The sequence below is a fragment of the Cryobacterium arcticum genome, assembly GCF_001679725.1.
Classification (GTDB): Bacteria; Actinomycetota; Actinomycetes; order Actinomycetales; family Microbacteriaceae; genus Cryobacterium; species Cryobacterium arcticum_A.
In genome coordinates, this window is the sequence record NZ_CP016282.1 from 3,393,750 (window position 1) to 3,418,074 (window position 24,325).

20 protein-coding genes are annotated in these 24,325 nt (G+C 69.0%); 8 read left to right on the forward strand and 12 right to left on the reverse strand.

Features of this window, described 5'->3' with window-relative positions:
• Positions 1–3: 3 nt before the first annotated feature.
• Together PA27867_RS15425 and PA27867_RS15430 are read left to right on the forward strand one after the other, a co-directional pair.
• Positions 4–447 carry a MarR family winged helix-turn-helix transcriptional regulator gene (locus PA27867_RS15425; protein WP_066597824.1) on the forward strand — a complete coding sequence of 148 codons (444 nt, stop codon included), beginning with the start codon at positions 4–6 and terminating at the stop codon, positions 445–447.
• A gap of 149 nt (positions 448–596) precedes the next feature.
• Entirely contained in the window at positions 597–2,042 is a 1,446-nt protein-coding gene (locus PA27867_RS15430) for an MATE family efflux transporter (protein WP_066597826.1), read from the forward strand.
• 22 nt (positions 2,043–2,064) lie between these two features.
• On the opposite strand, the gene PA27867_RS15435 is transcribed toward PA27867_RS15430, so the two are convergent.
• From PA27867_RS15435 to PA27867_RS15445, 3 genes are all read right to left on the reverse strand, one after another.
• Complete coding sequence (locus PA27867_RS15435) at positions 2,065–3,510, reverse strand: dihydrolipoyl dehydrogenase family protein (protein ID WP_066597827.1); 1,446 nt, start codon at positions 3,508–3,510, stop codon at positions 2,065–2,067.
• 73 nt (positions 3,511–3,583) lie between these two features.
• Positions 3,584–4,804 (reverse strand): AI-2E family transporter, encoded by a 1,221-nt coding sequence (locus PA27867_RS15440; protein WP_084021220.1) that lies wholly within the window; start codon positions 4,802–4,804, stop codon positions 3,584–3,586.
• A gap of 164 nt (positions 4,805–4,968) precedes the next feature.
• Positions 4,969–6,723: a pyruvate dehydrogenase gene (locus PA27867_RS15445; protein ID WP_066597828.1), complete on the reverse strand. Its 1,755-nt coding sequence runs from the start codon at positions 6,721–6,723 to the stop codon at positions 4,969–4,971.
• 121 nt (positions 6,724–6,844) lie between these two features.
• On the opposite strand from PA27867_RS15445, the gene PA27867_RS15450 reads away from it, so the two are divergent.
• On the forward strand, positions 6,845–7,336 hold the full coding sequence (locus PA27867_RS15450; protein ID WP_066597830.1) for a glutathione peroxidase: 492 nt from the start codon (positions 6,845–6,847) through the stop codon (positions 7,334–7,336).
• Positions 7,337–7,367: 31 nt separating this feature from the next.
• Here PA27867_RS15450 and PA27867_RS15455 read toward each other — a convergent pair whose 3' ends face one another.
• Both PA27867_RS15455 and PA27867_RS15460 read right to left on the reverse strand, forming a co-directional pair.
• Positions 7,368–8,210: an ABC transporter permease subunit gene (locus tag PA27867_RS15455; RefSeq protein WP_066597831.1), complete on the reverse strand. Its 843-nt coding sequence runs from the start codon at positions 8,208–8,210 to the stop codon at positions 7,368–7,370.
• Complete coding sequence (locus PA27867_RS15460; protein ID WP_236900733.1) at positions 8,207–9,166, reverse strand: ABC transporter ATP-binding protein; 960 nt, start codon at positions 9,164–9,166, stop codon at positions 8,207–8,209. Before PA27867_RS15460 ends, PA27867_RS15455 begins: the two co-directional genes overlap by 4 nt.
• A gap of 112 nt (positions 9,167–9,278) precedes the next feature.
• On the opposite strand from PA27867_RS15460, the gene PA27867_RS15465 reads away from it, so the two are divergent.
• Positions 9,279–10,334 carry a LacI family DNA-binding transcriptional regulator gene (locus PA27867_RS15465; protein ID WP_066597837.1) on the forward strand — a complete coding sequence of 352 codons (1,056 nt, stop codon included), beginning with the start codon at positions 9,279–9,281 and terminating at the stop codon, positions 10,332–10,334.
• Positions 10,331–11,836, forward strand: coding sequence for an alpha-N-arabinofuranosidase (locus PA27867_RS15470; RefSeq protein WP_066597838.1), 1,506 nt, complete (start codon positions 10,331–10,333; stop codon positions 11,834–11,836). The genes PA27867_RS15465 and PA27867_RS15470 overlap by 4 nt, the downstream gene beginning before the upstream one ends.
• A 1,225-nt stretch (positions 11,837–13,061) precedes the next feature.
• On the opposite strand, the gene PA27867_RS21235 is transcribed toward PA27867_RS15470, so the two are convergent.
• Complete coding sequence (locus PA27867_RS21235) at positions 13,062–13,592, reverse strand: substrate-binding domain-containing protein (protein WP_236900734.1); 531 nt, start codon at positions 13,590–13,592, stop codon at positions 13,062–13,064.
• A 33-nt stretch (positions 13,593–13,625) separates the two neighbouring features.
• Positions 13,626–14,099 carry a LacI family DNA-binding transcriptional regulator gene (locus PA27867_RS21240; RefSeq protein WP_236900735.1) on the reverse strand — a complete coding sequence of 158 codons (474 nt, stop codon included), beginning with the start codon at positions 14,097–14,099 and terminating at the stop codon, positions 13,626–13,628.
• A gap of 209 nt (positions 14,100–14,308) precedes the next feature.
• Between PA27867_RS21240 and PA27867_RS15480 the strand changes: the two genes are divergently transcribed.
• Both PA27867_RS15480 and araA read left to right on the forward strand, forming a co-directional pair.
• Positions 14,309–15,019, forward strand: coding sequence for an L-ribulose-5-phosphate 4-epimerase (locus PA27867_RS15480; protein WP_066597840.1), 711 nt, complete (start codon positions 14,309–14,311; stop codon positions 15,017–15,019).
• A complete protein-coding gene (gene araA, locus PA27867_RS15485; protein WP_066597843.1) occupies positions 15,019–16,551 on the forward strand; it encodes an L-arabinose isomerase in 1,533 nt (510 codons plus the stop codon). The genes PA27867_RS15480 and araA overlap by 1 nt, the downstream gene beginning before the upstream one ends.
• Before the next feature lie 15 nt (positions 16,552–16,566).
• Here the strand turns inward: araA and PA27867_RS15490 are convergent, their stop codons facing one another.
• Positions 16,567–18,132 carry a sensor domain-containing diguanylate cyclase gene (locus PA27867_RS15490; protein WP_066597845.1) on the reverse strand — a complete coding sequence of 522 codons (1,566 nt, stop codon included), beginning with the start codon at positions 18,130–18,132 and terminating at the stop codon, positions 16,567–16,569.
• Positions 18,133–18,315: 183 nt separating this feature from the next.
• Here PA27867_RS15490 and PA27867_RS15495 point away from each other — a divergent pair, with 183 nt between their 5' ends.
• Positions 18,316–18,729, forward strand: a complete 414-nt coding sequence (locus tag PA27867_RS15495; RefSeq protein ID WP_066597847.1) for a PLDc N-terminal domain-containing protein — start codon at positions 18,316–18,318, stop codon at positions 18,727–18,729.
• Here the strand turns inward: PA27867_RS15495 and PA27867_RS15500 are convergent.
• The 4 genes from PA27867_RS15500 to PA27867_RS15515 form a co-directional block, all read right to left on the reverse strand.
• Positions 18,715–20,994 (reverse strand): putative bifunctional diguanylate cyclase/phosphodiesterase, encoded by a 2,280-nt coding sequence (locus PA27867_RS15500; protein WP_066597849.1) that lies wholly within the window; start codon positions 20,992–20,994, stop codon positions 18,715–18,717. The genes PA27867_RS15495 and PA27867_RS15500 overlap by 15 nt on opposite strands.
• Before the next feature lie 90 nt (positions 20,995–21,084).
• Positions 21,085–21,726: a bifunctional 4-hydroxy-2-oxoglutarate aldolase/2-dehydro-3-deoxy-phosphogluconate aldolase gene (locus PA27867_RS15505; RefSeq protein ID WP_066597851.1), complete on the reverse strand. Its 642-nt coding sequence runs from the start codon at positions 21,724–21,726 to the stop codon at positions 21,085–21,087.
• A 5-nt stretch (positions 21,727–21,731) separates the two neighbouring features.
• The gene (locus PA27867_RS15510) at positions 21,732–22,763 is read right to left on the reverse strand and encodes a sugar kinase (protein WP_066597853.1); all 1,032 of its coding nucleotides are present in this window, start codon (positions 22,761–22,763) and stop codon (positions 21,732–21,734) included.
• Positions 22,739–24,283, reverse strand: coding sequence for a UxaA family hydrolase (locus PA27867_RS15515; RefSeq protein WP_066597854.1), 1,545 nt, complete (start codon positions 24,281–24,283; stop codon positions 22,739–22,741). Before PA27867_RS15515 ends, PA27867_RS15510 begins: the two co-directional genes overlap by 25 nt.
• Positions 24,284–24,325 lie beyond the last annotated feature (42 nt).

Consider the following 24,325-nt stretch of genomic DNA (forward strand, 5'->3'; position numbering starts at 1 on the left):
ATCATGCAGGACGCAGAGCACTCCCTCACTTCAAGCCTCCACCTCTTCCGCTGGATCGGGTGGGCGCAGATGAAGGCCGGCGAGGACTGGATCAGGGAACGCGACCTCAGTCGTGCTCAGAGTTTCGTGCTCGACTACCTGGTCCAGAATCCCGGGGCGATCCAGCGCGACCTAGCCGAGGTGAGCCGCACCACCGCCGCGAGCGTGTCGAGCCTTCTGCAGGGGCTCGAACGGCGCGGTCTGGTGGAGCGACGCACCGAGGACGGTGACGAGCGGAGAAAGCGCGTCTATGCGACGTCCGCCGGAGCCGACCTCATCTCGGGGTTCGACGACGCAATGGCCGCGGCCGGGGAGACCATCCTCGGTCCCCTCGACGAGGATGAGCGAGCCACCCTCAACGCCCTGCTTCTGAAGATCACCGCAGAACTGCCACAACCTACCCGCTAGGCCCCGGGCCACCCACCCCGGACACCCAGGCTCGTCACGGCCGGCCATGCCGGCGTTATTCGGCGCGCCCGAATCCCTCCATTCCTCCCCTTCCTTGCCGCACCGGCCGTTGTCGGAGCGCGCTCGAACCTGCCCGGAAAGAAGCAGCCATGAACCCCAGCACCCCCGAATCCACAGGCCCGTCCGACGTCACCGGCACCAACCGCTGGTACCTCTCCACGGCACCGATCCTGCGCGCCCTGATCCACCTCTGCGTACCGATGGCTGCCGCGATGATCGTCGGCGCCCTCTACAACCTCATCAACGCGGGCGTCGTCGGGTCGCTTCACGACACCGCGCTGCTCGCCGCGATCACCCTCGGCTCGCCGATCCTCGGCCTGGTCATGGCGGTCGGCAACGTGTTCGGCGTCGGCGGCGGCGCGATGATCTCGCGGCTGCTCGGTACCGCGGAACACGATCCCGGCGCGGCCGCCCAGATCAAACACGTGTCGTCGTTCTCCTTCTGGGGCTCCCTGATCGCCGGAGCCGTCATCGGCTCCGCCGGGCTGCTCCTGTTGAAGCCGGTCGTGTCGCTTCTCGGCGCAGACGGCGCCGCCGGGCCGGCCACCACGGCCTTCGTGGGTGTGATGCTCGCGTTCGTGCCCGTGCTGGCCGCAGCCGTCTGCCTCGAGCAGCTCGTGCGGGCGGAGGGCGCCGCCCGCCAGGTCATGATCGGGTTGATCGCCTCGGTGATCGCCAACCTGGTTTTCGACCTGCTGTTCATCCTGGTGCTGCACTGGGGAGTCGCCGGAGCGGCCCTGTCGATGGGGTTGGCCAACCTCGGCATCGTCATCTATTTCGGCCTCTGGCTCGCCCGGAACAGTGAACACGCGAGCCTGGCACCGCGGTGGTTCACACTCTCGCCAGCCGTGCTGCGGCCGGTGCTCGGTGTGGGCGTGGGAACCCTGTTGCAGTCCGCCTTCCTGATCGTGACCGCCCTGGTGCTCAACAACCTCGCGGCCGCCTATGGCGACGGTCCCCTTGCGGCCATGGGCGTCGCGGTGCGCATCGCCCAGGTACCCGAATTCCTGGTCATGGGGGTGACCATCGGTGTGCTGCCGCTGCTCGCTTACTCCTACGGCAAGGGCGACCGGAATCGCCTCAGCGCGGCGTTGCGCGCATCCTTCACCGCTGTGGCCACCATCTCGGTGCTCTTCGCGTCCACCGTGTTCGTGTTTCGCGAGCAGGTCTTCGCCGCGTTCGTCGCCAACCCCGACATGCTCGGCATCGGCGTCGCCATCCTCACGGCCCAGCTCGTGGCCATGATCGCGAACAGCTTCACCGGGCTCTTCACCTCGCTGTTCCAGGCCACCGGGCGGGCCGCGGCGGCCACCGTGATGTCGGTCACGCAGGGTGTGTTGTTCCTCCCGATCGTCTTCCTCGGCAACCTCTGGTTCGGCCTGCCCGGCATCATCTGGGCGCTCACCGTCACCGAGGGTGCCGTGTTCCTGGTCGGGATCGCCATGTGGTTCGCCTCCCGGGCCGCGATAGATCGCGGCTTGGCCGACGGCAGCCCGGAGCGCGCCGAGGAGGCCCTGGAGCACGCCCAGGGCTGAGCCGGCCACTGGCCGGGCGGCGTTACTCCAGGGTGGCGGCCACCGCTTCGGGCGCGGCGGCGGGGGCGGCCTCGGCCAGGAGGGAACGGGCAGCGAGGCCGATGATGGCGCTATAGGTGGGATAGGCGAAGCGCACGTGGGCGAGGGTGGCCACGTCAACGCCCGCGGCGATGGCCGTCGTCACCGACTGCACCACCTCGATGGCGTTCTCCCCCACCGCGTGCGCGCCGAGGATCAGGTCCCGGCGGCGGTCGGAGATGAGCATCAGGAAGCCGCGTTCCCGGTCGTCGATCACGGCCCGGTCCAGGCTCGCGTACGGCACGGTGGCGACGACACAGAGCGGGTCCCTGGCGCGAGCCTGCTCCTCGGTGAGCCCCACCCCGGCGTAGTCGGGGTCGGTGAAACCGCCGGCCGGCAGCAGGTGGTGCGGCGTGCGGCGGTTGGTGCCGAGCACCGCGTTCTCGGCGGCGGCCTCGCCCTCGAACTGGGCGGCCTGCACGAGCATGTCCCGGCCGTTCGCGTCGCCGACGGCGAAGATGTGTGACACCTCGCTGCGGAAGTACTGGTCGACGGGGATCGCCGAGCGCACGGTGGCGACGCCGGCGTTCTCCAGACCCAGGTCGTCCACATCCGCCGGCCAGCCGGTGGCCATGATGACGGCGTCGAAGCTATCGGAGACGGGCTCACCGCCCGCCTGCCAGGTGAGGGTGATGGAGCCGTCGGCATCGCGCACGAGCGACTCCACGGTGCTGATGCCGGTTTCGACCCGGGTGCCCTGCTCCCGGAACGCCGTGCTCACTGCCTCCGAGACGGCGGCGTCCGAGGCCATCAGGATGCGCGGCGCCACGTCGAGCAGGGTCACCCGCGAGCCGAACGAGCTGAAGATGGTGACCAGCTGAGCTCCGGTGTTGCCGCCGCCGATCACCGCGAGGCGTTCGGGCAGGGCCGGCAGGCTCAGCACGTGCTCCGGCACCGTCGCCAGCTCGGCGCCCGGGATCGGCAGCCGCCGGGAGTGGCCGCCCACGCAGACCAGGATGTTGTCGGCGCTGATGCGGCGCCCCGAGCCGAGCTCGACGGTGTGCGGGTCGACGAACCGGGCACGGCCCTCCAGAATGAGGTCGATCCCGGCGTCGGAGAACCGTTCGGCCTCCCGTTTGATAGCCCGCACCCGGTCGACGGATTCGGTGACCCGGGCGGCCGTTGTGCGCCAGTCGAAGCGCTCGATGACAGCCTCGATGCCGTAGGTGTCAGCGGTGCGCACCTCCCGCATGAGCCGGGCGGCCTTGGCGAGTGCCCGGGTGGGCACGCAGCCTGTGTTCACGCAGGTGCCGCCGGTGCGGTCCGATTCGGCCACGGCGACGCTGGCGCCGAGTTCCGCGGCGCGCAGGGCGGCGGAGGTGCCGGCCGGGCCGGCTCCGATGACGAGCACGTCGTAGTGCGAGATGGCGGTGGGGGGAACAGCAGACATCGGGACCTCCGGGCAGCGAACGGAAGACTGACACTGCCAGTCCGGGCTGGGAATCGGCCCCGACCCGGAGGTCTCAGCCGGCGCCCGAGCTGCGCTTGGCGTCCTTGCTGGCCGCCCGGCCGGCCTTCCGCAACGCCTTGTTACGGGCATCCTCGGATTTCATCAGCGTGCGGGTTTCGTCGAGGTCGCCGATCAGGGGGCGCCACCAGGAGGCGGCGGGGTCGGCATCCACCAGGATCGTGCGGATGAGCAGGGTGAGCGGAATCGCCAGGATGGCGCCGATGGCGCCCAACACGATGGCCCAGAAGAGCACGGATGCGAAGGTCAGCGACTGGCTCAACGCCACCGCGTTGCCGACCACCCGCGGCTGCACGATCGACTGCACGACGGCGTTGATGATGGCGTAGATGACGATCACCGGCAGCGCCAGCGCCCAGCCGCCGACGAGGAAGGCGAACACCGTGGGCGGAATGATGGCGATGAAGTAGCCCACATTGGGGATGAAGCTGCAGAGGAAGGACAGCAACCCCCAGAGGAACGCGCCGGGCACACCGAGCAACACCAGGGCGAGAGCGTTGAGCACCCCCTGGGCGATGCCGAGCAGGGTCGTGGCCACCATGTAACGGCGCACGCTGGAGGCGAAGTCGGTGAGGGCCGCCACCAGGGTGGGCCGGGAGGGCCGCAGCTGGCTGAGCAGCGTGGGCAGGTAGCCGGCGTCCGCGGCCATCAGGATCAGCATGGTCAGCACGATCACCAGGGCCACCGTGACATTGGTGATGCTGCCGAACAGTCCCGATACGAGCGGCACGAGGTTGCTCGGGTCGAAGCTCGACTCCACGGCCTGCACTTGGGCGGAGCCGAAACCGATGCTCGCCAGCCAGGTGGCGACCGTCGCCCCGATATCGCTGATCTGGCTGGCGAACTGCGGAAGCAGCGCGGCGAACTGGCCCAGCGCCAGGCCGAGCGCGGCGACGAAGGCGGCCAGCACCACGAACACCGTGGCCACGACAGACCCGGTGGCCAGCCCCCGCGGCACCCCACGGCGTTCGAGGCCGCGGCGCACCGGATGCGCGCAGATCGTCAGCACGAGCGCCAGCAGGATCGGCGCGGCGATGCCCGCGATGGCCGCGAGCCCGAAGACCGCCACAGTGGCCCCGCCCAGGCCGAGGAGGATCGAGGTGCTGCGGTGCATCATCGCCGGGGCCACTGCTCCGGTGGCGACCAGCTCCGATTCGATCGCGCCGGGCACCGCGGGAGCCTCGACGGGAGCCCTGCGGTGTCGACGTCGCCACATGGGGGCTCCCTCCGGGGTCGGAACGCTGGTGCCGGCCGTGACGGCCGGTCTCAGCCACAGTGTCCACCCCCGGCGCGCCCTGTGCCCTCACCCGGTTCGGGTGAGGTGGCGCGGCGGTGTCAGTCGATGCGGTGTCAGTCGATGCGGTGTCAGTTGATGCGGAGTCAGAGTCCGGGCAGGTGCCGGATGTTGGACCTGGCCATCTGCACGGCCTCCCCGACCCCGCCGTTGAGCACGGTCTTCGACAGGGCCAGGGCGAACCCCTTGACCTGCTTCGCGGTGACGTTCGGCGGCAGCGACAGCGCCAGCGGGTCGGTGACGATGTCGACCAGGGCTGGGCCGTCGTGCACGAACGCATCCGTCAGCGCGCTGCGCAACAGGCCCGGGTCCTCCACCCGCACGGCGAAGAAGCCGAGCGCGGCGGCCACGGCGGCGTAGTCGACGGCGGGCACATCGACCGCGAAGTCGGGATAGCCGTCGACGAACATCTCGAGTTTGACCAGGCCGAGGGTGGAGTTGTTGAACACCACGACCTTCACCGGCAGCTTCTGGGCGGCGATGGTGATGAGCTCGCCGAGCAGCATCGCGAGCCCACCGTCGCCGCTGATGGTGACCACCTGACGGTCGGGGTAGGCGCTCTGGGCGCCGATGGCCTGCGGCACGGCGTTGGCCATGGAACCGTGCAGGTACGAGCCGATCAGCCGGCGGCGGCCGTTGGGGGTGAGGTAGCGGGCCTGCCAGACATTGCCCATGCCGGTGTCGGCGGTGACGATGGCGTCGTCGGCGACGAGGTCGTCGAGGGTCGCGGCGGCGAACTCCGGGTGGATCGGCCGGCCGTGGTCGACATCCGTGTAGGTGCCCACGACGCTGCTGAGCACCTTCTCGTGCTTGGCGAGGGTGCGCTCGAGGAACGACCGGTCGGCCTTCTTCGTCACCAGCGCCGTGAGGGCCGCAAGCGTGGCGATCACGTCGCCGTGCACCGGGTGGGTCACGCTGGCCCGCCGGCCCAGGTGCGCCGGGTCGGTGTCGACCTGGGCGATGACCACCTTGTCGCCGTCGGGCAGGAACTGCTCGTAGGGGAAGTCGGTGCCGAGCAGCAATACCAGGTCGGCGTCGTGGATGCCGGCGTGGGCGGCGCCGTAGCCGAGCAGGCCCGTCATGCCCACGTCGAACGGGTTGTCGTACTGGATCCACTGCTTGCCACGCAGGCTGTGCCCGACGGGCGCGGCCACGAGGTCGGCGAACGCCACGACCTCGTCGTGCGCGCCCTCCACCCCGGCGCCGGCGAAGATCGCCACGGTCTTGGCCTTGTCGATGGCATCGGCCAGGGCCCGCACGTCGGCCGGGTCGGGCACCACGGTGGGGCGGCCGGGCAGCACCAGCTTGGGCACCGAGCCTTCCGCGGGAAGCTCGGCGACATCACCGGGCAGCGTCACCACCGACACCCCGCCGAGCGCCAGGGCGTGCCGCATGGCCGCGTTGACGACCTTGGGCGACTGCGCGGCGGAGGAGATCAGCTCGCGGTAGTGCGAACACTCCACGAAGAGCCGGTCGGGGTGGGTCTCCTGGAAGAAGCTGCTGCCGATCTGGGTGGTGGGGATGTGGCTGGCGATCGCGAGCACCGGCGCCCCGCTGCGGTGGGCGTCGTAGAGCCCGTTGATCAGGTGCAGGTTGCCGGGCCCGCAACTGCCCGCGCAAACGGCCAGCTTTCCGGTCAGCTGCGCCTCCGCCCCCGCGGCGAAGGCGGCGGCCTCCTCGTTGCGCACGTGCACCCAGTCGATGCCGCCCTTGGCGGAGCCGCCGGTGCGGCGCACGGCATCCACGACTGGATTGAGGCTGTCCCCCACGATGCCGTAGATGCGGTGCACCCCGGCGTCGACGAGCTGGGCGATGAGTTGGTCTGCGACGGTCTGAGCCATCGACCCAGTTAACTCCGCGGGGCACCCGGGCCTCCAGTACGGCCGGTCACAGTCAGCGAACTCCCAGTCCCCTGTAACCGTGCGTTCGCACACCGTCCAGCCCGGTGCCTAAGCTCGGAGGATGACCCTGCGCAGCATTCCCCTGACCCTCGCCTCCGGGCAGACCGTGACCCTTGCCGACTACGCCGACCAGGTCGTGCTCATCGTCAACGTCGCCTCCAAGTGCGGTCTCACGGTGCAGTACGGCGCGCTGGAGGAGCTGCAGAAGACCTACGGGCCGCGCGGCTTCACGGTGCTCGGCTTTCCCTGCAACCAGTTCAAGGGCCAGGAGCCCGGCAGCATCGAGGCCATCCTCGACTTCTGTTCCACCACGTACGGTGTGACCTTCCCGATGTTCGACAAGGTCGAGGTCAACGGGGCCGACCGGCATCCGCTCTACGCCATGCTCACCCAGACGCCGGATGCCGACGGTGCGGCCGGCGACGTCGGCTGGAACTTCGAGAAGTTCCTGCTCACTCCCGCCGGGGCCGTGCACCGGTTCCGACCGGTGACGGTGCCCGATGCGCCCGAGATCATCGCGGCGATCGAGGCGGGACTGCCGGTCAACGCCTGATCAGGCCGGCAGGGCGGGCCGGCAGGACGGCTCAGGCCCCGACGTCCTTCTGCCGGAGGACCAGCGCGGCCAGGCCGCCCAGCACCAGGACGGCCAGGTAGAACAGCACGAGCGTCCAGGCATCCGTGCCGTTGGCGAGCGGGCTGTGTCCGAACGCCGCGTAGTACGGTGAGAGGCCGTGCAGCCACTCGAGGTCGGCGCTCTGGTTGGCGATCGCGTTGAACACGTAGCCGATCACGGCCACGGCCGCGCCGCCGCCGATGCCCCACACCTTGCGGCCGGTGAGCGCCCCGCAGACGAGAGCCGTACTGCCGCACACCAGCGCGAGCCCGCCGAAGAGCAAGCAGGTGACGGCCAGGTTCGCCACGTCGATGTCGAGACCGGCCGGACCGTTCCAGAACAGCACCACCAGGAACGCCACGAGGGCCAGCGCGAGGACCTTCACGACGAGGGCCGCGAACCGTTGCACCGCCACCTGCACCCGGGTGACGCCGTGGGCGAGGGTGAGTTCCAGCTGGCCGGACTCCTCGTCGCCGCCGATCGCCGCGGCACCCCAGCTGATCGCGGCGATGCAGATGAGCAGGAAGCCGATCAATCCGAAGAAGGTGGACTGGGTGTACCCGGCCCCGGTGTCGATCTGTTGGTAGTTGATGGTGCGGGTCAGTTCGGTGGGCAGGCTGTCGATGAGCTGCTGCATCTGCGGGTTGCCGCCCAGGCTCGGGAAGATCGGCAGGTACAGGCACAGGGCCGCGGTGAGCCCGATCGACCAGCCCAGCAGCGAGCGCCAGCCGTCGGTCAGCGTCTTGGTGAAGATCGGCAGGGCGCTGCGGTGCTCGGTCGAGGTTCGCGGCGAAGTGGCGGTGGCGGCGCTCATGAGTGCACCGCCTCGGTGCGGGCGACCTCGGGCGCGGAGTAGAGGCGCAACACCGATTCCTCGAGATCGGGCTCCTCCACGACGAGGTCGGTGAGCCGCAGCGGGGAGATGGCCTGCACGAACGGCGAGATCGCCCCGGTGAGGATCGCCGTGGCCTCGGCACCGCCTGGGGCTGGCTGGCAGTCCAGCTCGCCCAGCCCCGCCAGCGGCGACAGCCTGGCGTACAGCTCCGCGGCCGTGACAGCGGTCGCGCTCATCCGCAGGTGCCGGATCGCGGTGTCGCGGAGCGCCTCGACCCCGGCGACCGTGATGATGCGGCCGTCCCGCAGGATGGCGACCTGGTCTGCGGCCTGCTGGATCTCGCTGATCACGTGGGAGGAGAGGAACACGGTCTGGCCGGCCGTCCTGGCCTCGTCGACGAGACCGAGGAAGACCTGCTGCATGAGCGGGTCCAGGCCGCTGGTGGGTTCGTCGAGCACCAACAGGTCGGGCTGGTGCATGAACGCCTGCACGATGCCGAGCTTCTGCTTGTTGCCCTTCGACAGGGTGCGCACGGTGCGGTCCAGGTCGAGGCCGAGCCGGTCGGCGAGTTCGTCGACCCGGCCGGCCGGCACCGGGCCGGAGATGTTGGCGTAGTGCCGCAGCAGCCGCCGGCCCGTGATGCGCCCCTCGAGGATGAGCTCCCCGGGCAGGAACCCGATCCGGCGCCGCAGCTCCGGGCCGGCGTTGCGGGAGTCGGTGCCCAGCAGTGTCGCATGGCCGGAGGTCAGCCGGATCAGGTCGAGCAGCGCCCGCATGATGGTGGTCTTGCCCGCTCCGTTGGGACCGATGACACCGAACACGCTGCCGCGGGGCACCGTGAAGCTCACGGCGTCGAGGGCTACGGTGCTGCCGAATTTCTTGACGAGGTCGACCGCGACGATGGCGGGAGACGAACTGGAGTTCGAGGTACTCACAGTGCTGAGCCTAGGCATCCGCCAACAGGCTCACAAGGCCCATCTCTACAACGATGGAAAAGGTGTCGAAAACCCTTGCCGGCGGTTTCTACAACGTTGTAGGTTGATCCGCATGGCCACCACCCTGCACGACGTCGCGGTGCTCGCGAAGGTGTCGATCAAGACCGTGTCGAACGTCGTGAACGGGTATCCCTACATCAAGGACTCCACGAAAACCCGGGTGCTCGAGGCCATCGCCGCGCTCGGCTACCAGCCCAATCTCACGGCACGCGGCCTGCGTCTCGGCCGCACCGGGGTGATCGGCCTGGCGGTTCCCGAACTACGGCTGAGCTACTTCGCCGAGCTGGCCGACGCCGTGATCCGGGCCGCGGACCGGCGCGGCATCAGCGTGCAGATCGAGCAGACCAACGGCGACCGCGACCGCGAGCTCGACCTGGTCACCAGCCCGCGCCGCCAACTCACCGACGGCCTGATTTTCAGCCCCCTTGGGCTGGGCAACGAGGATGCCGCCCTCCTCGCCGTCGGCTACCCGCTGGTGGTTCTGGGCGAGCGGATCTTCGACGCGCCGGCCGACCACGTCACGATGCGCAACGTCGAGGCCGCCGCGGCCGCCACCCGGCGCCTCCTGGCGGCCGGCCGCACGCGCATCGCCGTCATCGGCGCCCACGAGGGTGAGGTGTACGGGTCGGCCGCGCTGCGCATTCGCGGCTACCGCGAGGCGCTGCAGGAGGCCGGCCTGCCTGTCGACCCCGCGCTAATCCGGCACTCGGACATGTGGCACCGGGCCAACGGTGCCACGACGGTGCGCGGGCTGCTCGAGACCGGAGTGCCCTTCGACGCCGTGTTCGGCCTCAACGACACGCTGGCCCTCGGCGCGATCCGCGCGTTGCAGGCTGCCGGCGTGCGGGTGCCGGAGGACGTCTCGGTGGTGGGCTTCGACAACCTGGACGAGTCCGAGTACTCGCATCCCTCGCTCAGCACCATCGATGCCGGCCGCGACGAGATCGCCGACACCGCGGTGCGCCTCCTGCTCGAGCGCATCGCCGAGACCGGTCCGAAGGCGCCGCCGCGCCGCGTGGAGGCCGACTTCCGCCTGATCGAGCGTGAATCCATCGGCGCCGCCGCTGACGCAGACCATCCCTTCAACAGACAGGACCCGCCCGCGTGACCCCCACCCACATCACCGTCGACCGCACGAACGTGGTCGCCCCGCTCAACCGACGCATCTTCGGCTCCTTCGTGGAGCACCTGGGTCGCTGTGTCTACGACGGCATCTACGAACCCGGCCACCCCACCGCCAACGCCGACGGTTTTCGCCTCGACGTGGTCGAGCTGGTCAAGGAGCTGGGCTCCACCACCATCCGCTACCCCGGCGGCAACTTCGTCTCCAGCTACCGGTGGGAGGACGGCGTGGGCCCGCGGGAGTCGCGGCCGGTTCGTCGCGACCTGGCCTGGCACTCGCTGGAGACCAACCAGGTGGGCCTGGACGAGTTCGCCCGCTGGTGCGAGCTCACCGGCTCCGAACTCATGATGGCGGTCAACCTGGGCACCCGCGGCATCGAGGCGGCCCTGGACCTGCTCGAGTACGCCACCGGCGAGCCCGGTACCGCCCTGGCCGACCAGCGGGTGGCCAACGGCCGCACCGAGCCGTACGACATCAGCATGTGGTGCCTGGGCAACGAGATGGACGGCCCGTGGCAGATCGGCCACATGTCGGCCGAGGACTACGGCAAGATCGCCGCCCGCACCGCCTCAGCCATGAAGACCGCCGACAAGAACCTCGAGCTCGTGGTCTGCGGCTCCTCGGGCTCGAGCATGCCCACCTTCGGCGAGTGGGAACGGGTGGTGCTCGAGGCGAGCTACGACCACGTCGACTACATCTCCTGCCACGCCTACTACCAGGAGCGGGGCGGCGACCTGGCGTCCTACCTGGCGTCCTCGGTGGAGATGACCTACTTCATCGACACCGTCGTCGCCACTGCCGACCACGTCAAGCACAAGCTGCGCAGCCAGAAGACCATGCAGCTCTCCTTCGACGAGTGGAACATCTGGTACCTCGACGAGCACCAGGCGTCCGAGGAAGTCAACGACGAGTGGCGCATCGCCCCGCGCCAGCTCGAAGACGTCTACTCGGTGGCGGATGCCGTGGTGCTGGGCAACCTGCTGATCACCCTGCTGCAGAACCACGACAGGGTCACCTCGGCCTCGCTCGCGCAGCTGGTGAACGTAATCGCACCGATCATGACCGAACCCGGTGGCGATTCCTGGCGCCAGACCACATTCTTCCCCTTCTCGGTGACGTCGCGGCTGGCCCGCGGCGTGGTGCTGCGGCCGCGGATCGACACCGGCCGGTACGACACCGCCCTGCACGGCTCGGTCGCGCTGGTCGACGCCGTGGTGACGGCGGATGCCGAGACCGGTGCGTCGGCCGTGTTCCTGGTGAACCGCAGTCAGACCGAGTCGATCGAGGTGGTGGTCGACCTGTCCGACGTCGGCGCCGGCCGCATCGTCGAGGCCGTGAGCCTGCACGACGCCGATCCCTACGCGAAGAACACCCTGGCCGACCAGAACCGGGTGGGGCTCACGCCACTGGCCGGGGCGGAGCTGGCCGACGGCATCCTCACCGTCACGCTGCCTCCGGTGTCCTGGTCGGCGGTCTCCTGCGCTTGAACCCCGCTCGACCGGCGCGAGGGTTGCGACAGGCGCGACCCAAACGCTGATCGAGCCTGTCGAGATCCCGCGAGCCGAACACGTTCGCGACAACGCTCACCAGGTCTCGACAAGCTCGACCGACGAGACGGGAACGACCGCAGACAGGGTCACGAGGTCTCGACAAGCTCGACCGACGCGAGGTCGCGACAGACGCGACCCACACGCTGATCGAGCCTGTCGAGATCCCGCGAGCCGAACACGTTCGCGACAACGCTCACCAGGTCTCGACAAGCTCGACCGACGAGACGGGAACGACCGCAGACAGGGTCACGAGGTCTCGACAAGCTCGACCGACGCGAGGGTCGCGACAGACGCGACCCACACGCTGATCGAGCCTGTCGAGATCCCGCGAGCCGAACACGTTCGCGACAACGCTCACCAGGTCTCGACAAGCTCGACCGACGAGACGGGAGCGACCGCAGACAGGGTCACCAGGTCTCGACAAGCTCGACCGACGAGACGGGAACGACCGCAGACAGGGTCACCAGGTCTCGACAAGCTCGACCGACGCGAGGGTTGCGACAGACGCGACCCACACGCTGATCGAGCCTGTCGAGATCCCGTGAGCCGAACACGTTCGCGACAACACTCACCGGGTCTCGACAAGCTCGACCAACGACACGGGAACGACCACAGACAGGGTCACCAGGTCTCGACAAGCTCGACCGACGAGACGGGAACGACCACAGACAGGGTCACCAGGTCTCGACAAGCTCGACCGACGAGACGGGAACGACCGCGGACCGGGTCACCAGGCCTCGACAAACTCGACCGACGCGAGGTCGCGACAGACGCGACCCACACGCTGATCGAGCCTGTCGAGATCCCGCGAGCCGAACACGTTCGCGACAACGCTCACCAGGTCTCGACAAGCTCGACCGACGCAACGGGAACGACCACAGACAGGGTCACCAGGTCTCGACAAGCTCGACCGACGCGAGGGTCGCGACAGACGCGACCCACACGCTGATCGAGCCTGTCGAGATCCCGTGAGCCGAACACGATCGCGACAACACTCACCGGGTCTCGACAAGCTCGACCGACGAGACGGGAACGACCGCAGACAGGGTCACCAGGTCTCGACAAGCTCGACCGACGAGACGGGAACGACCGCAGACAGGGTTACGAGGTCTCGACAAGCTCGACCGACGAGACGGGAGCGACCGCAGACAGGGTCACCAGGTCAGGCTTGGGGGCGGGGCGTGGCGGTGCTCTCGCGCACGATGAGCTCGGGCGTGATGGCCGGGATCAGCTCGGCGGGCTCGCCGCCCATCAGGTGTAGCAGCCGCTCCACGGCGACCCGGCCCACCTCGTCGAAGTCCAACCGAATGGTCGTGAGGCCGGGTTGGAAGTACCGTGCCTCGCTCATGTCGTCGAAGCCGACCACGCTCACGTCGGCCGGCACACTGCGCCCCTTCTCGGTGAGGGCCTTCATGACGCCGAGGGCCATGGCATCGTTGGCGGCGAGCACAGCGGTGATCGACGGGTTCTGGGCGATGCGCAGCCCGGCCCGGTAACCCGACTCGGCTGTCCAGTCCGTGGTGGCGAACTCGGGGTTCATCGGTCGCCCGCGATCGCCGAGCTCCGAGAGCCAGCCGGAGCGCCGGGCCTCCGACGCGGTCCAGCCGGGCGGCCCGGCCACGTGCCACACGGTCTCGTGGCCGAGGTCCAGTAGGTGCCGAGTGGCCAGCTGTGCGCCGAGGACGTCGTCCATGGTCACGGTGTGCGGGCCGGCCGGGGTTCCCTGCTAGAACCGCACGATGGGAACGGCGAGGTCCAGCCCGTCGAGCACCGGCGCCGCGGCCGACATCGGCGCGAGCACGACAATGCCGTCGACGGAGTCCCCGACCAGAGTGTCCAGTGCCGTGCGGATGGTGCGCGGGTCCACATCCGAGATGCTCACCAGGCTCGTCGAGTACCCGTTGCGGCGAGCCTCTTCCGCCACCCCGAACAACACCATGGTCGAGCCGTGCACCGGAAGCGAGTAGCTGATCACCCCGAGATTCATCGACCGGTTCGTCGCCAGCGCCCGTGCTGCGGAGTTGCGGTTGTACCGCAACTGCACGATGGCCTGTTCGACGCGCTCGCGCACCTCGGCGCCCACATTGCTGTGGCCGTTGACCACCCGCGACACCGTCTGCTGGGACACCCCGGCCAGCCTCGCCACATCGATCATCCGCACACTGCGCGGCGTCGGCACGGCTCGGGTCTCGGTCTGCATCCTCTCAGGATAGGACCACGGACGGCACAGCACTCAACCAATCAACGGCGTGTGATAGCGCACTATCACAGCCAGTCGGTTAGACACATTGCACAGATGTGCGCTGGTTTCATCTTTGATAGTGCGCTAACATCAGCTCAACCAGCCGGTCTGATCCCACCCCACCTGACAAGGACGTCGACAGTGACCATCACCTCGCCGCAGCGCGCATGAGTAGCTTTGGACCGCAGATTGAGGTGGCGATTGCCCGGGTTCGGGCGGATATCGCCCGGTTGCACGGGGAGCTGACCAGTAATGGTCTGGTCGTGTGGACGGGCGGGAATGTGTCGGGTCGGGTACCGGGTGCGGACCTGTTCGTGATCAAGCCCAGCGGGGTGGATTACGCGGATCTGGCGCCGGAGAACATGATCCTGTGCGATCTGGACGGCGCTGTCGTTCCGGAGACGCCGGGTTCGGACCGGTCGCCGTCGTCTGACACGGCCGCGCACGCCTACGTGTACCGGCACATGCCCGAGGTCGGCGGGGTCGTGCACACGCATTCGACCTACGCCACCGCGTGGGCGGCGCGTGGTGAAGAAATCCCGTGTGTGATCACGGCGATGGCTGATGAGTTCGGCGGCCCGATTCCGGTGGGCCGGTTCGCGATCATCGGGGACGACACCATCGGGCAAGGCATCGTCGAAGCCCTCACCGGGCACCGGTCGCGTGCGGTGCTGATGCAGAACCATGGCCCGTTCACCATCGGTAAGGATGCCCGCGACGCGGTCAAGGCCGCCGTGATGGTCGAAGACGTCGCCCGTACGGTGCACCTGGCCCGTCAGGGCGGGGAGCTCATCCCGATCCCGCAGGACGCGATCGATTCCCTCTTCAACCGCTACCAGAACGTCTACGGACAAGCACCGCAAGGAGCACTCAAGTAATGTCACTCTCCACCCCCACCGCCCTGGCCACGACCCTGGATTCCTACGAGGTCTGGTTCCTCACCGGCAGCCAGAACCTCTACGGCGAAGAGACCCTCAAGCAGGTTGCCGAGCAGTCGAAGGCGATCTCGGACGCGTTGAACGCGTCGAGCGCCGTGCCGGTCACGGTGGTGTGGAAGCCGGTCCTGAAGGATGCGGAGTCCATCCGTCGTGCCGCGTTGGATGCGAACAGTGATGACAACGTGATCGGGTTGATCGCGTGGATGCACACGTTCTCGCCGGCGAAGATGTGGATCGGTGGCCTCGACGCGCTCCGCAAGCCCCTGCTGCACCTGCACACGCAGGCCAACGTGGAGCTGCCATGGAGCGAGATCGACTTCGACTTCATGAACCTGAACCAGGCCGCGCACGGCGACCGGGAGTTCGGCTACATCCAAACCCGTCTCGGTGTGTCCCGGAAGACCGTCGTCGGCCACGTGTCGAACCCGGCCGTGACCGCGTCGATCGGCACCTGGACCCGCGCTGCGGCCGGGTGGGCGGCATCGCGCAGCATGAAGCTGGCTAGGTTCGGCGACAACATGCGTTACGTCGCCGTGACCGAGGGTGACAAGACCGAGGCCGAACTGCGGTTCGGCGTGCAGGTGAACACCTGGTCGGTCAACGAACTCGCCGACGCCGTACACGCCGCCACCGACGCTGACATCGACGCTCTGGTGGCCGAATACGAGGACCTCTACGACGTGGTCCCGGAGCTTCGGAAGGGCGGCGACCGGCACGAGTCACTGCGTTACGGCGCGGCGATCGAACTCGGGTTGAAGTCGTTCCTGGAAGCGGGCGGGTTCAGCGCTTTCACCACCAGCTTCGAAGACCTCGGCGCGCTCAAGCAGCTGCCCGGCCTGGCCGTGCAGCGCCTCATGGCGCAGGGCTACGGCTTCGGCGCCGAGGGCGACTGGAAGACCGCGATCCTCGTGCGTGTGGCCAGCGTCATGGGCGCGGGCCTGCCCGGTGGGGCAAGCCTGATGGAGGACTACACCTACGACCTCACCCCGGGAGCGGAACTCATCCTCGGCGCCCACATGCTCGAGGTCAACCCCGCCCTGTCCACGACCAAGCCGACCCTGGAGATCCACCCGTTGGGCATCGGCGGCCGCGAAGACCCCGTCCGCCTGGTCTTCAACGCCGACCCCGGCCCCGCCGTGGTCGTCGCGATGAGCGACATGCGCGACAGGTTCCGCCTCGTCGCGAACGTCGTCAACGTCGTCGAACCCACCGAGGCCCTCCCGAAGCTGCCCGTGGGCCGGGCGGTCTGGGCGCCCGAACCCGACTTCGCGACCTCTGCCGCGGCCTGGCTCACCGCCGGCGCCGCCCACCACACCGTCATGTCGACAGCCGTCGGCATCGAGGTGTTCCACGATTTCTCCGAGATAGCCCGCACCGAGCTCCTCGTGATCGATAAGACCACCACCCTGCGGGACTTCACCCGCGAGGTGCGCTGGAACCAGGCCTACTACCGCCTCGCGCAAGGCCTGTAACCCGCGGGCCGCGCCTCAGGCGTCGGCGTGCACGACGCGGTTGCGGCCGTCGCGTTTGGCGAGGTACATGCGCACGTCGGCGGCCCGCAACAGCGCGGTGCTGGTGTCGCCGTCGGCGGGCGCCAGCGCCACGCCCAGGCTTACGGTGACGTGCAGTCCGGCGGAGATCGGTGACCAGTCGTGTGAGCCCACGGCCATCCGTACCCGCTCGGACAGCTCGATGACCTGGTCCTCCACCAGTGCGGGGACGATGAGCAGGAATTCCTCGCCGCCCAGCCGTGCGGCGACAGCCCCGGGGACCGGTGCGAGCGCATCCGTGAGAATACGGCCGAGCGCCCGGAGCACCTCGTCGCCCACCTCGTGCGACAGGGTGTCGTTGATGCGCTTGAAGTGGTCCACGTCGAGCATGGCGATGGCCACCGGGCTGCCGCCCTCCCGGTGCAGCATGAGCAGCATGGTGAGGTGCTCGTCGACGAATCGGCGATTGTGCAGGTCGGTGAGCGGGTCGCGCTCGGCCATCTCGCGGTAACGTTCGCTCTCCTGACGGGACTCCGCGGTCTGGAACATGGCCTCGAGGATGCGCCCCTTGGCCTCGTTCTCGCTGGCGCTGAGCGCGATGGACTGGGTGTGGTAGCTCCGGTACGACTCGAATGCCGCCTGGAAGTCTTCTCTGGCCGCGTACGTCTCGGCCTGCTCCCGGGTGACCTCGGTGGTCCAGCGCGCCAGGCCGTGTGCCTCGCTCAGCGCCAGACACCGGTCGATGACGTCCTGGGCCTCGTCGAAGCGCCCCTGGGTGCGATACGTCTCGGCCAGGGTGACCAGCGCCGCCGCGATGCTGTCCGGGTGGTAGTCCACCGGCTTGGCCTCAAGGGCGGTCTCGAGGGTGGCCGCAGCCTCGTCGAGCCGACCGGCCACCAGGTAGACCCTGGCGATGGTGTCACGGGCGTACATGCCGATCGGGCGGTTGTTGAGTTGCGACAGCGCGATCAGGCTTTCCACGGCGGTCATGGCCTCGTCGTGGTTGCCCGCGAGGTACTCGGTGTAGGCCAGGTTGTTGAGAATTTGATAGCGGATGCTGGTCTCAGGGTCGTCGATGACCAGCCGGAGCGCCTCGTTGTAGCGCCTCCGCGCCTCGTCGAACGAACCCGCCGAGCCGAGGGCATCCGCCAGGGTCAGCCGCGCCGCCGCTCGCATCAGCGGCACCTCGGAGTCATCGAGCAGGCTGTTGGTCGCCACGGCGTGCTCGAGGGAGAGGGCCCGGTCGCCGACGAGCTCGAAGATGGACCCCAGCACCTCGTGGCAGCGGGACTGCAGGGCCAGCTCGCCGTGCCGCTCCGCCCAGTCGAGCATGCGCTGCATCTCGACGGCGCCCTGGCGCGGGTCGCCGCGGCGGGTGAGGATCGAGGCGATCTGCACCTCGAGACGACGGCCCAGCACTCCGTGCACGCCGATGTCGGCCAGGTCGGCAAGCCACTCCTGGGCGGCCGTGAGCGCGACATCCTTGTCGATCCAATACTGGCGCTCGATCCACGCCAACCGCTCCTCCGCCGTGCGGTGCCCCACCGTCGCCACTGCGATCACTCCCCCTGTTTCGCCCCAGCCTAGCCGCCCGCCACGGGCCGCCACCCCGGTGTTTCTCACCCAGTCCGGGTGATCCAGATCCTGCCTGTGTGATTACCGTGAAGAGCAGCCAAGGACTGTGACCTGCCGCCCCTCAGCGGCGGCAGGACCTCGGCCAGACGTTACCGAGAAAGGGTGCCGACCATGAGTTTCTGGTCTAGTTTCTGGGATTTCATCGGATTCTTCTTTTGGACATTCGTGTTCGTGTCCTACCTGTTCGCACTCTTCGCCGTGATCATCGACGTGTTCCGGGATCGGGAGCTCAACGGCTGGCTCAAGGCGCTGTGGCTGATCTTCCTGGTCTTCGTGCCGATCCTCACGGTGCTCGTCTACGTGATCGCGCGCGGCCGCGGCATGGCCGAACGCCAGGCCAAGGCCGGAATGCAGGAGCGGGCGAGCACCGACGACTACATCCGGTCGGTGGCCGGCAGCAACCCGGCCCAAGACATCGCGCAAGCCAAGAACCTCTTGGACAGCGGTGCCATCACACAGGGTGAATACGCGGTACTGAAGGATCGCGCACTGGGTAACACCCAGGCACGTTCAGACGTCGTCTGACGGCTGGAGGGCGGGTCGGGCCGCCAACCAGTTCTCGAGTTCAGGTGCCGGGACCGGCTGCGACATGAAGAACCCCTGCGCAAGGTCGCAGCCGTACCGGGCCAGTTCGTCGTAGGCCACACCGCTCTCGACGCCCTCGGCCACCATGCGCAGGCCCAGGCTGTGGGCCAGTTCGATGGTGGACGCCACGAGGGAGGCGGCGCGCGCGTCGTCGGCCATGGGAAGCACGAAGGACCTGTCGAGTTTGAGCTCGTCGATGGGCAGGTCGCGCAGGTAGGACAACGAGCTGTAACCGGTGCCGAAGTCGTCCACAGAGATCTGGATGCCCGCCTCGCGCAGCCGGAACAGCACGTCCCTGGCCCGGTCACGGTCGCTCATCAGGAAGTCCTCGGTGATCTCGAGCATCAGTGATGAGGGTGGCAGCGCCCGGGCGGCGACCATGGCCGCGATCTCATTCGGCAGGTCCACGTCGACGAGCGAACTGGCCGATATGTTGACGGCGATGGGCAGCGTGCGGCCATGCTCCTGCCAGATCGCAGCCTGGTCGAGCGCCTTGGTGAGCACGATCCGGGTGAGGGAATGCATCAGCCCCGACTCCTCGACGAGGTCGAGGAACTCCTCGGGCAGCAGCAGCCCCCGGGTCGGGTGCTGCCAGCGCACGAGCGCCTCCACGCCGATCACGGCGTTGCTCCGCATCTCCACCTTGGGCTGGTAGTACACCACCAGCTGGTCCTCGCTCAGGGCCGTGCGCAGCTCCTGCAGGGTGCGCAACCGCGTGTCACCGTGGCTGTCGTCCTCCGAGCTGTAGACGTGATGGCCCAGCCGGTTGGCCTTGGCCCGGTACATCGCCATGTCCGCGCGACGCATCAGGTCGCTGAGGTCGTGCCCCTGCTCGGGGAACAGCGCGATGCCGATGCTCACGCTGGTCTGCACCGACAGGCCGTCGAGGGCGAAGGTGCGGGCGAGGGCATCGCGCAGACCCACTGCGACAGCGGTGGCCCCGGCCTCGCCGGCGTCGGCGAGCAGGATGGCGAATTCGTCGCCGCCGAGGCGGGCCAGCCGGGCGTTCGGCGGCAGCGCCGCCGCCAGCCGGGCGCTCACCTGCACGAGCAGCCGGTCGCCCACGTCGTGGCCGAGACTGTCGTTGACCTCCTTGAATCTGTCGAGGTCGAGCAGCATCAGGGCGCTGTGCCGTTGCCGGGCCGCGGTGCGGCTGACGACGAGCAGCGCGGGCGCATCCGCGTAGAGGGCCCGCCGATTGGGCAGGCCGGTCAGGTCGTCTGTGCGGGCCTGCCGACGCAGCATCCGCTGCCGGAACACCAGCGGGATCGCGGCGAGGGCCACGGTGAGGCCCGCCAGGATGACGGCGAGGACGGGCTGCGCCACCTGGGTGCCGAGCACGAGCACACCCAGGCCCGAGGCGACGGCGACGGCCGGCACGAAAAGCGCCGGTGTTCGCGTGCCGCCGAGCGCCGGCCGGCTGTTCGGCCTGCCCGCCGCGTTGACCCACACGGCCATGAGGGCCAGTCCCAGCGCCCAGGCCGCGTCGAGGGGAAGACCAACGAGGTAGAGGCCGTCCACCTCCAGGAGCGCGTAGACGATGTCGGCCGCGGCGAACACCAGGAGACCACCGACGAGGAAGGTCCAGCGCCGCCCGATGGTGAGCCCCGGAGCGGCGGCGATGCCGGCGACGGCGGCAACGAGGAGCAGGTCGAACACCGGATACGCCACCGCGACCACGGTAGCCAGAACCTCCGACTCGTCGACGGCCGAGGAGAGCACCGGTCCGAGCAGGGCCGTGAGGATGGCGGCGGAACCGATGGCGCCGACCGCGCTGTCCAGCAGCACCGACCAGGCCAGTCCGCGCATCTGGCTGCGCACGAGCGCCACCAGGGCGGCGAGCATCAGCGGATAGAAGAGGAGGTAGCCGACGTCGGCCAGGGACGGGAACGGCAGTTCGCCGCCGGCATCCATCGCCGTGACGTAGTAGGTGTCGGCGGCGGCGTTGAGCGTCACCGCGAGGGTGGCGAAGAGCACGTCGCCCCTGGCGAAGCCGGTGCGCACCGTGGCGACCCAGAACACCGCGACGGGGGCCCACTGGGTGAGTTCGCCCAGCCAGATGTCGACGAGCGGGTTCGGGCCGTCGCCGTGCAGCAACAACCCGATCGTGTACGCCACGACGACGACGAACACGAGCCAGATCGGCCACCGCTCACCGAGTCCGCGACCGTTCCCGCCCGGCCGGGGGATGCCCGACCGGGCCATGCCTGATCGCGTCGCGCCACGCCCGTTCACCCGCACGTGACTCCCCCTCATGTCTTCGCTCAGCCTATCAATCGGCCGGCGGCGACCCGGCTAACGCGCGCGGGCGATCAGGGCGCGCACGAGGTCGAGCTGGGCATCGTCGGCGAAGGCGCCGGAGAGGCCCACCACGCTGGTGCCGGCGGCGAGGAACTCCGGGGCGTTGAGGGCCGTGACGCCACCCGTGGCGATGAAGTTCGTCTCGGGGTACGGCCCCTTCTGGGCCTTCACCCAGGCGGCGCCGAGGAGGGAGGCGGGGAAGGCCTTGACCCAGGTGAGTCCAAGAGCGCGGGCCAGCAAGATCTCGGTGGCGGTGGCGATGCCCGGCAGGTGTGGGATGCCGCGGCGCACGCTCTCGGCCACAATGGCCGGGTCGAGTCCGGGTGAGACGGTGAATGCGACGCCCACGTTGGTGGCGGCGTCGAGCTGCTCCAGGGTGGTCACGGTTCCGGCGCCGATGACGAGCCCGCGTTCGGCGGCGGCATCTGCCACGGCCTGCAGTACGGGGACGGCGTCGCTGGTCTGGATCGGGATCTCGACGTGCTCGACGCCGGCGTCCCAGGCGCGCACCGACAGGCGCACGGCCTCAGCGGCCGAGAGACCCCGGAACACGGCGATCACGGGAACCCGGAAGAAGTCCTGGGGGAACCACTGGTCGGTGCTGAGCGGATGGATGGTGCTGGCTGGTGCGGTCATGCGGGTCATCTCCTGAGTTCGGCGACACGCTCGGCGTCGGCCGTGTCGTGTGTGTGATCGGTGGGTTCGTCTGCCGACATGCGCCGGCCGAGCCCGGGCCGGAAGTCTTCGCGGCTGCCGAGCGCCCACGCGGCACGGGAGTGGCCGCGTTCGAGGCGTTCGGCGGATGGGGCAGCGAGAATCAGGCTGGACAGGTAGCCGGCCGCGAAGGCGTCGCCGGCCCCCACGGGTTCGACGACCTCGACCCGGCGGGCCGGCACCACGGTGATGGTGTCGGTTTCGCCGGTTGCCAGGGCAAACTCGGTCGCGTCGATCGACGAGTCCTTCACGACCAGGTAGGGCACGCCGGGCAGCAGGGCGCGCACGTCGGCGGCGGTGACGCAGCCCCAGAGCACGGCGGCCTCGTCGAGTCCGACGAGCACCACCGTGGCCTTGCCGGCCAGGGCGAGCAGTCGTGGTGCGGCCTCCGCCACCGGCCAGAGGCCCGGGCGGAAATTGATGTCGAACGAGACGGAGACGCCCCATTCGGCGGCGTGGTCGAGCACGTGCTCCACGAGGGAGGAGCAGGACTCCGACAGCGCGGGGGTGATGCCGGTGGTGTGCACCCACCGGGCGCCGGCCAGGGGCCAGCCGACGGCATCCGCGATCTTCAGCGTGGATGCCGCCGAGCCTTGGCGGTAGTAGAACACGTGGGCTCCACTACCGGTGTCGGGCTCCTTGAGGTAGAGCCCGGTTGGTGCATCGGATGAGCGGCCGACCCACCGTGTGTCGACGCCGGCGCCGTGCAGCGCGGCGATGATCTTGCTGCCCACGGGGTCGGTGCCGACCGTGCTGGCCCAGGCCACCGTGTGGCCGAGCTCGGCCAGGTGCATCGCCACGTTGGACTCTGCGCCGCCGGTGCCCAGGGTGAAGGCACTGGCTTCGTCGAGCGGCAGCGAGGTGGTGGGGGTGAACATGCCCATGGTCTCGCCGAAGCACAGCACCGTGGGAGTCGTGGCGTGGTGGTCGCCCATCAGGTCACGGCCCCGATGTGCCACGGGACGAACTCTTCCTGGCCCACATTGAACTCTTCGCTCACGGTCTGCTTGCCGCTGGCGACGGCGATGATCATGTCGAGGATCTCGGCGCCGACCTCATCGACGCTCGCGTTGCCATCCGCGATGCGACCGGCGTCGATGTCGATGTCGTCGCCCTGGCGCAGGAACAGTTCGGTGTTGGTGCCGACCTTGATGCTCGGGGTGGGCTTGCAACCGAAGACCGAGCCGCGGCCGGTGGTGAAGACCACGACCGTGGCGCCGCCGGCGACGAGGCCGGTGACCGACACCGGGTCGTAGCCGGGGGTGTCCATGAACCCCAGGCCCCGGGTGTCGATCGGTTCGGCGTATTCGTACACGGCGGCGAGGTCGGCGTGGCCGGCCTTGGCCACGGCGCCCAGCGACTTCTCCAGGATGGTGCTGATACCGCCGGCCTTGTTGCCCGGGGACGGGTTGTTGTCCATGGTGCCGCCGTTGGCGTGGATATAGGTCTCCCACCAATCGATGCGCTCGATCAGCTTGTGGCCCACGGCGGGCGTGACGGCGCGGGCAGTGAGCAGGTGCTCGGCCCCGTAGATCTCGGGGGTTTCGGCGAGAACGGATGTTCCACCGTGCGACACGAGAACATCCGACGCCCAGCCCAGGGCCGGGTTGGCCGTGATGCCGGAGTAGCCGTCGGAGCCACCGCAGTTCAGGCCCAGCACGAGTTCGGAGATGTCGATGGGTTCGCGGTGGCGGGTGTTGATCTGCTCGGCCAGGGCGAGGATCTTCTCCACGCCCGCGGCAACCGTGTTGCGCATGCCGCCGGTCTCCTGGATCGAGAGGGACTCCACGACGGTGTCGCTGGGCAGGGTGCCCGCGGCCAGCACCAGGCTGGTGGGGGTCATCTCGCAGCCGAGGCTGAGCATCAGTACACCGGCGATGTTGGGGTGCCGGGCGTACCCGTTGAGGGTGCGCAGCAGCACCTGCGCGCCTTCGCTTTCCAGGACCAGGCCGCATCCGCTCTGGTGGGTCAGGGCGATGACACCGTCGACATTCTCGAATCTGTCGAGGGCGTCGCCTCGGAACCGGTCGGCGATGAGCTTGGCGGTGGTGCCGGAGCAGTTGACGGTGGTGAGAATGGCGATGTAGTTGCGGGTGCCGGCCCGTCCGTCGGCCCGGCGGAAACCGTCGAAGAAGCGACGTTCCGTCGGGACCGGCAGCTCGGTGTGCACGGTGCCGAACTCGTGGGTGCGGGCGGCGAGGTCCATGCCGATGTTCTGGCTGTGCACCTGCTCGCCGCGGTGGATCGGCGCCGTCGCGACGCCGATCGACTGGCCGTACTTGTGCACGGTGGATCCGACGCTCATATCGGTGAGGGCGATCTTGTGGCCGCTCGGAACGAGCGTGGTGACGGTGAGGACACCGTCGCCGACGGGAAGGGATTCCCCCGGGAGGAGGTCCCGGAGGGCGACTGCGACGTCGTCGCCCTCGGCCATGACCAGCACGGAGGTGTCGGTCGTGATGCTTTCAATGTGTGACATGAGAATCGATTCGTTAGATGCTGCGGTTACGCGGTGTGGTCG

Excerpts from the sequence above, each read along its gene's own strand:
- PA27867_RS15425 (WP_066597824.1), top strand. The coding sequence starts at position 4 with ATGCAGGACGCAGAGCACTCCCTCACTTCAAGCCTCCACCTCTTCCGC.
- PA27867_RS15430 (WP_066597826.1), top strand. The coding sequence starts at position 597 with ATGAACCCCAGCACCCCCGAATCCACAGGCCCGTCCGACGTCACCGGC.
- PA27867_RS15435 (WP_066597827.1), bottom strand. The coding sequence starts at position 3,510 with ATGTCTGCTGTTCCCCCCACCGCCATCTCGCACTACGACGTGCTCGTC.
- PA27867_RS15440 (WP_084021220.1), bottom strand. The coding sequence starts at position 4,804 with ATGTGGCGACGTCGACACCGCAGGGCTCCCGTCGAGGCTCCCGCGGTG.
- PA27867_RS15445 (WP_066597828.1), bottom strand. The coding sequence starts at position 6,723 with ATGGCTCAGACCGTCGCAGACCAACTCATCGCCCAGCTCGTCGACGCC.
- PA27867_RS15450 (WP_066597830.1), top strand. The coding sequence starts at position 6,845 with ATGACCCTGCGCAGCATTCCCCTGACCCTCGCCTCCGGGCAGACCGTG.
- PA27867_RS15455 (WP_066597831.1), bottom strand. The coding sequence starts at position 8,210 with ATGAGCGCCGCCACCGCCACTTCGCCGCGAACCTCGACCGAGCACCGC.
- PA27867_RS15465 (WP_066597837.1), top strand. The coding sequence starts at position 9,279 with ATGGCCACCACCCTGCACGACGTCGCGGTGCTCGCGAAGGTGTCGATC.
- PA27867_RS21235 (WP_236900734.1), bottom strand. The coding sequence starts at position 13,592 with ATGGACGACGTCCTCGGCGCACAGCTGGCCACTCGGCACCTACTGGAC.
- PA27867_RS21240 (WP_236900735.1), bottom strand. The coding sequence starts at position 14,099 with ATGCAGACCGAGACCCGAGCCGTGCCGACGCCGCGCAGTGTGCGGATG.
- PA27867_RS15480 (WP_066597840.1), top strand. The coding sequence starts at position 14,309 with ATGAGTAGCTTTGGACCGCAGATTGAGGTGGCGATTGCCCGGGTTCGG.
- araA (WP_066597843.1), top strand. The coding sequence starts at position 15,019 with ATGTCACTCTCCACCCCCACCGCCCTGGCCACGACCCTGGATTCCTAC.
- PA27867_RS15495 (WP_066597847.1), top strand. The coding sequence starts at position 18,316 with ATGAGTTTCTGGTCTAGTTTCTGGGATTTCATCGGATTCTTCTTTTGG.
- PA27867_RS15500 (WP_066597849.1), bottom strand. The coding sequence starts at position 20,994 with ATGGCCCGGTCGGGCATCCCCCGGCCGGGCGGGAACGGTCGCGGACTC.
- PA27867_RS15505 (WP_066597851.1), bottom strand. The coding sequence starts at position 21,726 with ATGACCGCACCAGCCAGCACCATCCATCCGCTCAGCACCGACCAGTGG.
- PA27867_RS15515 (WP_066597854.1), bottom strand. The coding sequence starts at position 24,283 with ATGTCACACATTGAAAGCATCACGACCGACACCTCCGTGCTGGTCATG.